The sequence below is a fragment of the Albidovulum sp. genome, from assembly GCF_049646345.1.
Lineage (GTDB): Bacteria > Pseudomonadota > Alphaproteobacteria > Rhodobacterales > Rhodobacteraceae > Albidovulum.
This window is the reverse complement of sequence record NZ_JBARVQ010000161.1, coordinates 1-10,383: the sequence shown is the minus strand read 5'-3', so window position 1 is coordinate 10,383 and position 10,383 is coordinate 1. Positions and strand designations below refer to the sequence as shown.

At 65.0% G+C, this 10,383-nt stretch carries 11 protein-coding genes; 3 read left to right on the top strand and 8 right to left on the bottom strand.

The window, feature by feature from the left end:
• A partial coding sequence (locus tag WBB85_RS04065) for a methyl-accepting chemotaxis protein (protein ID WP_432637348.1) occupies positions 1–2,232 on the top strand: 2,232 nt, incomplete at its 5' end.
• 53 nt (positions 2,233–2,285) lie between these two features.
• Entirely contained in the window at positions 2,286–3,332 is a 1,047-nt protein-coding gene (cheB, locus tag WBB85_RS04060) for a chemotaxis-specific protein-glutamate methyltransferase CheB (RefSeq protein WP_432637347.1), read from the top strand.
• Between the two features lie 92 nt (positions 3,333–3,424).
• Here the strand turns inward: cheB and WBB85_RS04055 are convergent, their stop codons facing one another.
• From WBB85_RS04055 to WBB85_RS04025, 7 genes are all read right to left on the bottom strand, one after another.
• Positions 3,425–3,808: a hypothetical protein gene (locus tag WBB85_RS04055; RefSeq protein ID WP_432637346.1), complete on the bottom strand. Its 384-nt coding sequence runs from the start codon at positions 3,806–3,808 to the stop codon at positions 3,425–3,427.
• Between the two features lie 52 nt (positions 3,809–3,860).
• Entirely contained in the window at positions 3,861–4,352 is a 492-nt protein-coding gene (locus WBB85_RS04050; RefSeq protein WP_432637345.1) for a chemotaxis protein CheW, read from the bottom strand.
• Positions 4,336–6,297: a chemotaxis protein CheA gene (locus WBB85_RS04045; RefSeq protein WP_432637344.1), complete on the bottom strand. Its 1,962-nt coding sequence runs from the start codon at positions 6,295–6,297 to the stop codon at positions 4,336–4,338. The genes WBB85_RS04050 and WBB85_RS04045 overlap by 17 nt, the downstream gene beginning before the upstream one ends.
• Positions 6,298–6,306: 9 nt before the next feature.
• Complete coding sequence (locus WBB85_RS04040) at positions 6,307–6,672, bottom strand: response regulator (RefSeq protein WP_432637343.1); 366 nt, start codon at positions 6,670–6,672, stop codon at positions 6,307–6,309.
• On the bottom strand, positions 6,672–6,995 hold the full coding sequence (locus WBB85_RS04035; RefSeq protein ID WP_432637342.1) for an STAS domain-containing protein: 324 nt from the start codon (positions 6,993–6,995) through the stop codon (positions 6,672–6,674). Before WBB85_RS04035 ends, WBB85_RS04040 begins: the two co-directional genes overlap by 1 nt.
• A gap of 83 nt (positions 6,996–7,078) precedes the next feature.
• Positions 7,079–8,041 (bottom strand): glucokinase, encoded by a 963-nt coding sequence (locus WBB85_RS04030; protein WP_432637341.1) that lies wholly within the window; start codon positions 8,039–8,041, stop codon positions 7,079–7,081.
• A gap of 80 nt (positions 8,042–8,121) precedes the next feature.
• Positions 8,122–8,271 (bottom strand): hypothetical protein, encoded by a 150-nt coding sequence (locus WBB85_RS04025; RefSeq protein ID WP_432637339.1) that lies wholly within the window; start codon positions 8,269–8,271, stop codon positions 8,122–8,124.
• 46 nt (positions 8,272–8,317) lie between these two features.
• Here WBB85_RS04025 and WBB85_RS04020 point away from each other — a divergent pair, with 46 nt between their 5' ends.
• On the top strand, positions 8,318–9,229 hold the full coding sequence (locus WBB85_RS04020; RefSeq protein WP_432637338.1) for a GNAT family N-acetyltransferase: 912 nt from the start codon (positions 8,318–8,320) through the stop codon (positions 9,227–9,229).
• Here WBB85_RS04020 and WBB85_RS04015 read toward each other — a convergent pair.
• On the bottom strand, positions 9,210–10,383 hold a 1,174-nt coding region (locus WBB85_RS04015; protein WP_432637337.1), incomplete at its 5' end, for an ABC transporter ATP-binding protein. The genes WBB85_RS04020 and WBB85_RS04015 overlap by 20 nt on opposite strands.

Here is a 10,383-nt window from a genome sequence, read left to right as displayed (position 1 = left end):
GCCGAAGGCGAAGCGCTGATGCAGGAACCGGGGCTGTTCGGAACGCGTTCGACCGTAATGGCCAGCAGGGTGGCGCTGCCCGGTCTGGATCTGGTGCTTGTGCATGAAGTGCCGCTTGCAACGACATTGGCGCCCGTCCGCACTCTGACCACAACGCTGATCACCGCTGGCCTCACCTCGATGGTGGTGCTTGGCGGCGTGGTGTTTCTGGTCGCGCGCAGACTGTCGCGCCCTCTGGTCGCAAATGCCCGGGCCATGCAGGCAATTGCCGACGGGGACTATACTGTCACGGTTCAGGATACCACGCGCCGTGATGAAATCGGCACCATTGCCCGGACGCTGGATTCGTTCCGCGACAGCCTTGCGGCCTCGGCCGGCATAGCGCGCGAAGCAGCATTCAAGAGTGCGGCACTGGAAGGATCGTCCGCGGCGCTGATGATCATGGATCGGGATTGCAGAATTTCCTACATCAACCCCTCGCTCGACACGTTGTTCCACGAACACGCCGCTGAATTTCGCAAGACAAGTGCGGATTTTGACCCCGCAACGGTGCCGGGGCGCAGGATCGACGATTTCCGGGCGATCCCGGCGGCAGTGCGCCGGGTGCTGGACGCCTCTGCCAACCTGCCACATCGGGATGAAATACGCGTCGGCGACGCGCGTTTCGCACTCGATGTCAACGAAGTCGCGATGGAGGGGCAGGGTCGCATCGGCTTTGTCGTCGAATGGCGCGACGTCACCGTCGAACGGATGAACCGGGCGGTGCTGACCGCCATTGACCGCAACCTCGCCACCGCCGAATTCGATGCCGAAGGGCAGGTATCGTCGGCCAATGAAAAGATGTGCGCGCTGGTCGGAGCCGATAAGGCGGAGCTTGTCGGGCGGGCCTATCAGGATGTGTTCGGGGCCGATGAGACGCAGCCGGAAAATGCCCCCGTCTGGGACCGTCTGCTTGCCGGGGAATCGGTGTTCGGCCGCTTCCGGGCGCGTCACCTCACAGGCTATGAAGGTGTCGTTGATGGAAGCCTGTCACCGATCCACGATCACGACGGCCAGCTGATCAAGGTCGTTCTCATGGGGGCGGATATGACCGCGGCCGAACAGGGGCTGCGTATGGCCGAGGATCGCAGACGCGCGCTCGAGGCCGCACTACACGAAGTGGTCGAGGCATTGCGCGTTGGTCTGAGCGGACTGGCGGGGGGTGATCTGACCGCCTGTATCGACGCCGAATTCGCGGTCGAATACGAAACCCTGCGCCACGATTTCAACAATGCGATCGGGCAACTGGCGGCTGCCATGGCCGTGGTGATGGAAAATGCCGTCGAGATTGAGGGCGGGACGCTGGAGATTGCCCGATCTGCCGAGGATCTGACGGTCAGAACCGAAAAGCAGGCCGCGACGCTGGAACAGACCGCGGCGGCGCTTGATCAACTGACGGCATCGGTCAAATCCGCCGCAGAGGGCGCGGCGGAGGCCAGCCAGGTAGTCGGGGCGGCCCGCGCCTCTGCCGAAGCTTCCGGCGCCGTTGTCGAGGAAGCGGTGCGCGCGATGGGCGAGATCGAAAGTTCATCCGAACGCATCGCCCGCATTATCGGCGTGATCGAGGATATCGCCTTCCAGACCAATCTGCTGGCGCTGAATGCGGGCGTGGAGGCCGCCCGAGCGGGTGAGGCGGGACGCGGCTTTGCCGTCGTCGCCGCCGAAGTGCGGGCGCTGGCGCAGCGTTCGACCGAGGCCGCGCGCGAGATCGACACGCTGATTTCAGCCTCGACCGGTCAGGTCAAGCGCGGCGTCGGGCTGGTCGGCGAGGCGGGCAGTGCCCTGAAGGGGATCGTCGGATCGGTCACCCATATAGCCGACCGTATGGCCGAAATTGCCGCCTCGGCCCAGGAACAATCGGCCGGACTTGCCGAGATCAATGTGGCGGTCAATCAGATCGATCAGGTTACGCAGCAGAACGCGGCGCTCTTCGCGCAGGCTTCAGCCGCAGGCCAGTCGCTGACCCGGGGTGCCGAAGCGTTGAATTCCACCATGGCGCGGTTTCGCATTCCCAACCTGACAGAGGTCGGTGCCGATGTCGGCCCTCACTATGACGGGCGGCAAGCCGACCCGGCATTGACCGCACCGATGATCAGGGAAAAGCCCCGTCACCCCTTCGCGAGGATTGCCGTGGGGGAGCAGTTCGCCCGGCCTTCGCGACCGGCAAGTTTTACCGATTGGGATGAATTCTGACGATGCGGCCCGTGCAGTCCCCGGCGGAACAGGCTGTCTTGCCGTGCCGGGTCTTGATCATCGACGATTCAGCGACCGTCCGTGCACTGTTGCGCGGGGCTCTGGCCAGTGACGGGCGATGCGAGATCGTGGGTGAGGCGGCCGATCCGATCGAGGCGCGCGACCTCATCAAACGTCTTCAGCCGGATGTTCTGACCCTCGACATCGAAATGCCGAAGATGGACGGACTGACCTTCCTTGACCGGCTGATGCGGCTCAGGCCGATGCCGGTCGTGATGCTGGCGGGTGAAACCATGCGTGGCAGCACGCGGGCCATCGAAGCACTGACGCGCGGAGCGGTTGACTGTCTGGGAAAATCCGAGATTTTTGGCACGGCGCGGCCGCTGCATCTTGGCGATCGTCTGATAGCCGCGGCGCGGTCGCGGCCATCTGTTCGCCGTTCTCCCGCCCCTGCGCCGGTCGGGACCGGGCCCTATCGCTGGAACGGGCGGGTTGTGCTGATCGGGGCGTCAACCGGCGGGGTTGAGGCCCTTGAAACCGTTCTGCGACAGATCCCGGCAGATGGGCCGCCGGTACTTGTCGTGCAGCATATGTCGGCCCCGTTCATCGAGCGGTTTGTCCAGCGACTGGCCGACCGGATCGCCCCGGCGGTAAGGCTGGCCACTGATGGATGCAGGCTCGAGCCCGGAACCATCCTTTTCGCGCCCGGAGGGGGGCGTGCCCTGTCCCTTGCGCCGGGCAGGAAAACGCTCTGCCGCATGGAGCCGATTGCGGATCCAGCGGCGCTATCCCCATCCGTCGACCGGCTTTTTGCGTCCGCCCGCCCCATGGCCGGGCATGTCGTTGCGGTCCTGCTGACGGGGATGGGCAGTGATGGCGTGGCGGCGATGGGGCGGTTGCGGGCAGGCGGGGCACGCTGCCTTGCGCAGGATGCCGCAACCTCGGTTGTCTTCGGCATGCCCGGCGCGGCCCTTGCAAGCGGCGCGGCCGAGATGGCGGTGCCGCTGCCTGACATGGCCGAGCGTATCCTTGAGCTGACCGGCCGGTTTGACGCCGCGCCGGGAGTGCATGCCCAACGGTACAGCAAATCCGGCACCTGAACGCTGCGTCTCTGCCAACCCGCCAAGATCAGGCTCGGTCGCCCGTGCCACCCGACCCGAACCGCCACGGGCTATAGCGTCTGGACGGAGCATCAGAACCAGAGAATGTCACCGGTCTTGCGGCCGGGTGCAGATGCGGGTTCTCTGGTTTGCGGAACCAGCCGGTCGGCCAGATCCCGCAGGCGCAGGTCGCGGCGCAGGGTTCCGGTCGGCAGGGTGATATCGCCGGGCAGTTCCCCGGTCAGGCCCGCCATCAACCGCCCGAGATCGGCCAGCCCCTGTCCGATACGGTCGATTGCCTGCAATTGCATGACAATCGCCCCGTCTTGCGGACAGGCGGTTATGCAGCCGGACAACCCGTCCTGCACGTCCTGCGACAGCTGCGTCAGATGGGCCAGTTCCTCGGCTATGCGCAATGCAAGCGTGTCGAGTGTGATTTCGTCCTGATCGGTTTGCGTGTCCGCCGGTATGGTCATGCCCCGGCCCTTCCTGCGCCCTGGGGCACTTTGGTGTGGTTGCTGACCTTCATCATGCCGCGTCCATGGTTTGGCGTGGCAGAAGTGCAGCCAGATCGATGATGCGGATCATATGGTCCTCAATCAGGGCCAGGGCCGCGATACAGGCATCGGCGCTTTCGCCAGAGATGGGGGGCGGTGGTGTGAGGCTGGCTTGCGCCACCCGGTGAATGTCGCTGACGGCGCTGACGACAAGCCCGGTCGCCTGACCGGCAAGGCTGACCACGACGATCACATTGCGGCTGTCGGCGATCAGGGGGGGCAGCCCCAGCCGCGCGGCAAGGTCAACGACGGGCAGAATGGTGCCGCGCAGGTTGATGACACCTGTCAGGCTGGCAGGCGCATGGGGCAAGGGGGTCGGCGGCGACCAGCAGCGAAGTTCGCGGATCGCGGTGACATCGATGCAGAACACCTCTTGCCCGAGATGGCAGGCGAGCAGTTCCACCTCACCGTCTGCAGACGAAAGCGCGCCGGATTGGGGGCGATGATCAACCGGTTCTTGCATGAAGCTCTTCCTTGTGCCGGGGCGGGGCAAGGCGCGCGGTTTCGCCGGGATCGAGGATCAATGCGATTTCGCCATCGCCGAGGATCGTGGCGGCGGCAATGCCGGGGATGCGGCCGAACCCGCCCCGGACCGGCTTGACCACGACCTGACGCTGGTCAAGAACCGCATCGACGACAAGGGCCGCACGGCTGTCATCGTCGGCCTGTGTCAGGATCGCGATCGGATCGCGGGGCAACCGTCCGGGCGGGCGCATGCCGAGCGCGGCTGCGGTGTCGACGAGGGCGGCATAGCTTCCCCGCATGTTCAGAAGGGTCGTATCATCGCCAAGCGGGCGTCGTTCCACTGCGTTGAGGGCTGCGGTTTCCAGGATCGCGGCCACCGGGATCACCATCGTCTGACCCGCGATGCGCACCACCATCCCGTCCATCACCGCAAGCGTCAGTGGCAAGGACAGCGTAAACCATGTGCCCGCCCCGGCCTCACTGCGGATCGTGATCCGGCCGCCGAGGCGTTTGATCGCCGTCTTGACCACATCCATGCCGACACCGCGCCCCGAGATGTCGGAGAGCGTTCTGGCGGTGGAAAAGCCCGGAGCGAAAAGAAACTGGTCGATCTCGGCATCGGTCAGTTGCGCGCCTGCCGCGATCAGGCCACGCTTTTCGGCCGAGGCAAGGATGCGGTCCCGGTCAATGCCCCGTCCGTCATCGGCAAGCTCGATCACCAGCCTGCCGGCCCGATGGGCCGCCGACAGTGTCACGGTGCCCTGCGCGGCCTTCCCCGCCCGTTCGCGGTCTTGCGGCGGCTCAAGCCCGTGATCGATTGCATTGCGCACCATATGGGTCAGCGGATCGGTCAGCCGTTCGATGACGGTGCGGTCGACCTCGGTCATCTCGCCTTCCAGCACCAGCCGGGCGGGCTTTCCGAGCGCCGCCGAGGTTTCCCTGAGCACCCGCCCCATACGCTGAAAAAGCGATTTGACCGGTTGCGCGCGGATCGCCATCACGCTGTCCTGAATGTCACGCGTCAGGCCGGTCAGCGTATCGACATGCTGGGTCAGGTCGGCCGGATTGGCGGATGTCGCTTCACTCAGCCTCTGGCTGAGGATCGAATGGCCGATGGCCAGTTCGCCGACGAGGTTCATCAGCCGGTCGATCCGCTCCAGATCGACCCGCATGGTGGGGGACTGCTCCGAAAGGGCTGTCTGGGCGGTTCCGGTGGCGGTCGGTGTCGCGGGGATGTCCTCTTGTGCGATGTCAAGGTCGCAAAGATCGGCGACAAAGTCGAAGACATCGAGGATCTCGGATCTCGCGACCGTGGGCGGCAGGCTGATGGTCCAGACAAGATAGGCTGCTTCGGGGTCGAAACCGGCCAGATCGGGCAGGCAGGATGGATCACAGGCGATCCGCGTCGCGCCGAGATCGCGCAGCGCCCGAAGCGGGAAAAGCGGGTCATTACCCGACGCATAAAGGTCCTTTCGGGGGCAAAACCGCACCCGCCATGGCCGGTCCCCCGTCTCAGGCGCAACGGGCAAACCTGCATCGCCATTCCCCGGCGCCAGAAGCTGCGCGGCAATGTCATCACCTGGCGGGGGCAACGCATCGCCCGTCGCGCAGGCCGCGACAAGGTCGGTCAGATGATCGGCGGCCCGGTGCATCAGGGTCAGCCGCTCTGGTGCGGGCAGTGCCGCAGTGCTTCGCACCTGCTCAAGTGCGGCTTCGAAGGAATGGGCAAAGCGGACCAGCGCATCAAGCCCGAAAGACGCCGCCCCGCCTTTGATGGAGTGAACCGCGCGAAAGGCGGTATTGATGATTTCGGGATCGGCTGCCCCGTCCATCCCGCCTTCCCCCAGATCGGACAGGGCGTCGTTGAGCTGTTCCAGCCGCTCTGCGCATTCGTTGAAAAAACCGGCGCGGATCGTCGCCAGAGGATCGGTCTGATCGGCCATGCCGCCCCCTTAACCTGCGACCATCTGCAGCGCGCGGACCAGCTTTGGTGCGTCGAACGGTTTGACGATCCAGCCCGTGGCCCCTGCGGCCCGTGCGCGTGCCTTCAGGTCGGGCGCGCTTTCGGTGGTCAGCACAAGGATGGGCGTCGCCCGATGCCGGTCGATTCGCCGCACTGCCTCGACAAATCCGAATCCGTCGAGGCGCGGCATGTTGATATCCGAAATGATGGCGTCGGGTTCGCAATCGGCCAGGGCCTCCAGCCCCGCCTGACCGTCTTCGGCCAGCGTTACCACATATCCGGCATCGGTCAGGACAAGCTCCAGCATGTCGCGGATCGTCCGGCTGTCATCGACGGCAAGAACCTTGATCGCCATCACGCCTCCTCGGCTTGCTGTACGGACGCGCCAGGGGCCTGAAGCGCGTCGAGATCGACCCCGAATGTCGAAAGCGCCTCGGAAAAGGCTGCCGAGACTGGTGACAGGGTCAGAACCTGGCCGTGTTTTCGCCATTCCGCCGCTGCGGCAAGCAGGATTTGCAGGCACAATGTGCCAAGGTGGCTGACCTGGCCCGCATCCAGGGATAGCGGGGTTCCGCATCGGACGGTAAGCGATGCGAATAAAGGGGCCGCCGCCGGAAGGTCCAGCCGCCCGTCAAGAACAAGGGATTCCGTGCCGCCGACTTGTTCTGATGCTCGCACGTCTTCGCCTCCGCCTGATCAATTGCGGGAACGGTAGCGGGCAAGGCGTTAAGAATGCTTTGATGCCGGAGGCGAGGGAGGCGTTATGACTGATTGTGCAGATATCGGACGCAGCCCTCCAGCGCGGCATAGTCATCTTCGATGATCGCGACCGGGAAACTTTGCATGAAGGTCGAAAACCGACCCTTGTCGCGGAAGGCATCGGCAAAGCCGAACCGCTCGTAATGCGGCGTGAAGGCCCGGGCGACGCCACCGATCAGATAGATGCCGCCGAACGGCAGGTATGACAGCGCCAGATCACCAGCGACCGCCCCCATCAGGCGGATGAATGCGCGCGCGGTGGCGGTTGCGACAGGATCGTTCCCATCCGCGATTGCGGCCATGATCGCTACGGCATCGGCCGAGGCGTCTTGCCCGGCTTGGGCAGCATGGAACGCATGCAGCCGCGTCAGCCCGCGGCCCGACAGGATATCCTCGACGCAGGCAAAGCCGTGTGCCGCCTTGACAAAACGCATCAGGCCAAGATCGGCCTCGTTGCGGACGGGCAATGTCATCTGGCCGCATTCGGAGGCGGCGACGATCCGGCCGCCCGGGGCCTCATGCACCGGGGCGGCGTTGAACCCGGTGCCGACACCGATGACCAGCCGCGCCGCGTCCGCGCCCGCATCTTGCCCGGCGATGACCGGACGGAGGCTGGCGGGCGCGAGATGCCCCAGCGCATGGCCCTGCGCCTGAAGGTCGTTGAGCACCGCAACGCGGGTCGCGCCCGTCGCCTTGGCCACAGCACCGCAATCGATGCTCCAGTCGAGATTTGTCATCCTCGCCACGCCGTCATAGACCGGCACGGCAACAGCTACACATGCCCCCGTGCAGCCTGGATTGCCCGCCTCGTCCAGATAGGTCGAAAGGATCGGGCCAAGACCGGAATGCCCGGAATTGGCAAAGCGGCGGATCGTCGACCGATCCAGCCTGTCGCCGACGGCAAGCGCGACCCGTGTATTGGTCCCGCCGATATCGGCCACGAGCATGGACTGCTGTGCTGTCATCGGGTCAATCCTGTCTGAATGCGTCGGCAGCCGCGTGATAGGACGCTTTCGGCTTCGCATCAAGCGCGCGTGGCCGGACGTCAGAAGATTGAGGCGGCGATGGTAAAGCCCGCGAGCATGGTGAGAAAGGCGAGGGAGAGGCCCGTCGTGACCAACGCCAGAGCTGCGAAGCTCAGGCGCGGGGCCGGGGCGTGAACGCCGAGGACAGGAGCAGAACTTTTCGGTTTCATCCGCCGCATTAGCCTCCCGTTAGGTTTCCGTCCGGTTAATGCGGTCATGAAGATTGTCTGGGACCGGATCGACAGGCGGGAATGGGGGCAGGCGGCGGCGGGTGCCGGGCTGCCGATGCAGCAGCATTGGAGCTATGGCGATGCCCTGTCCGCATTGGGGCGGCAGGTAAGCCGGGGCGAAATCCTGCGGCATGGTCGGCGGGTTGGACTGGTGCAAGTGGCAAGCCGGCGCACCGGGCCGGTGACACTGTCGCTGATTGGTCGCGGGCCGGTCTGGCTGGAGGATCTGCCCGCCGATGAGGCGGTCATGGCCTGTCGCATGATCGCGCGCGGGGTGGGGCTGACGGTGATGACGCCTGAGCGGGCACTGCATGGTGCCGGGCTGATCCCGCTCGTGACCGCCCGGCATCAGGCGGTGCTTGACCTCCGTCCGGATCTTGCCGATCTGCGGGCGGGGTTGGCGGGCAAATGGCGCAACCGGCTGGTGCGGGCCGAAGGCGCGGGCCTGTCGGTGGGGCAGGGTGCGGCGACAGCGGCAGCGCTTGAGGATCTGCTTGCCCGCGATGCGACGCAACAGCGCCTGCGCGGCTATCACACGCTGCCGGGCAGGTTCACCCGGACTTGGGAACAGATCGTTCCCGGCGGAACCCGGCTTTATCAGGCGAATTATGAAGACCAGACCATCGCCACAATGCTGCTATTGCTGCACCGGCCCGCGGTGACCTATCACATCGGCTGGTCGGGGCAGGAGGGCAGGCAGCTCAACGCTCACCAGCTTCTGCTCTGGCAGGCGACCCGCGATCTGAAGGCGGACGGTTATACGACCCTAGACCTTGGCGACGTGAATACCGAGGACGCGCCGGGCCTTGCCCGGTTTAAAATCGGCTCGGGCGCGCGCATCGCGGCCCTTGGGGCCACGATGCTGGTTCTGCCCAGGCTTACTCGGCCGCGATCTTGATGACCGGTTCCATTTCGGCGAGGGTTTCGTCGGGCAGGTGGCATTTGATCTGGTGGCCGTTCCCCAGCACCCGCACCGGTGGCACGTCCTTGTCGCATAGCCCGCCCGCGACCTTCGACTTCCAGCGGCAACGGGTCTGGAACGGGCAGCCGGGTGGCGGGTTCATTGCCGACGGAATGTCGCCTTCCAGCACGATGCGTTTCTTTTCGACATGGGTGTCTGCAATCGGAACCGCCGACAAGAGCGCTTCGGTATAGGGGTGATAGGGCGGCGAGAAGACCTGATCGGTCGTGCCCAGTTCCACCACATGACCAAGATACATCACCATGACCCGGTCGCTGAGATAGCGCACGATCGAGAGGTCGTGGCTGATGAAGAGGAGCGTCGTCCGGTTCTCGCGCTGGATCTCCATCAGAAGGTCGGTCACAGCCGCCTGAACGCTGACATCGAGCGCCGAGACAGGTTCATCCGCCACCACGATCTTGGCACCACCCGAAAAGGCCCGCGCGATGCCCACGCGTTGCTTCTGCCCGCCGGACAACTGACGCGGCATCCGGTCCGCAAAGGCGCGCGGCAGCTTCACGAGGTCCAGAAGCTCCAGCATCCGCTCTTCGCGTTCCTTGTCGGAATTGCCTTCGCCAAAGATCTCCAGCGCCCGGATGATCTGGCGCCCGACCGTCATTGACGGGTTGAGCGTGTCGAACGGGTTCTGGAACACCATCTGTACGCTCGACACGGTTTCGGTCGAGCGATCCTCGATCGGCGTCGACTGAATCTCGTGATTGTGGAGCAGGATCTGGCCCGATGTCGCGGTTTCCAGCCCCATCAGCACCTTGGCAAAGGTGGACTTGCCGCAGCCAGATTCGCCGACGATGGCCAGCGTTTCGCCCTCATGCGCCTCGAAACTCAGGGTTTCGTTGGCTTTCACCACTTTCTTGTCGCCACCGCCGAAAAGGGCATTGGCATTGACCTCGTAATACTTGCGCAGGTCGTCCATCTTCAGGACGACATCGCCGACTGCAGTCTTTTCGGCCTTGGCCGTGACGTCCGGCGGGGCGTTCCAGTCGATTTCATCAACCCTGAGGCAGCGCGTGTCGTGGCGGTCGTCGCCCGGCACGTTCCGCATCCTGACCTCACCCGCATCGCAGCGCCCG

What these genes read in the sequence shown, in the direction of transcription:
- WBB85_RS04055 (WP_432637346.1), bottom strand. Translation starts at nt 3,808, where the DNA reads ATGACCATACCGGCGGACACGCAAACCGATCAGGACGAAATCACACTC.
- WBB85_RS04050 (WP_432637345.1), bottom strand. Translation starts at nt 4,352, where the DNA reads ATGCAAGAACCGGTTGATCATCGCCCCCAATCCGGCGCGCTTTCGTCT.
- WBB85_RS04045 (WP_432637344.1), bottom strand. Translation starts at nt 6,297, where the DNA reads ATGGCCGATCAGACCGATCCTCTGGCGACGATCCGCGCCGGTTTTTTC.
- WBB85_RS04040 (WP_432637343.1), bottom strand. Translation starts at nt 6,672, where the DNA reads ATGGCGATCAAGGTTCTTGCCGTCGATGACAGCCGGACGATCCGCGAC.
- WBB85_RS04030 (WP_432637341.1), bottom strand. Translation starts at nt 8,041, where the DNA reads ATGACAGCACAGCAGTCCATGCTCGTGGCCGATATCGGCGGGACCAAT.
- WBB85_RS04025 (WP_432637339.1), bottom strand. Translation starts at nt 8,271, where the DNA reads ATGAAACCGAAAAGTTCTGCTCCTGTCCTCGGCGTTCACGCCCCGGCC.
- WBB85_RS04020 (WP_432637338.1), top strand. Translation starts at nt 8,318, where the DNA reads ATGAAGATTGTCTGGGACCGGATCGACAGGCGGGAATGGGGGCAGGCG.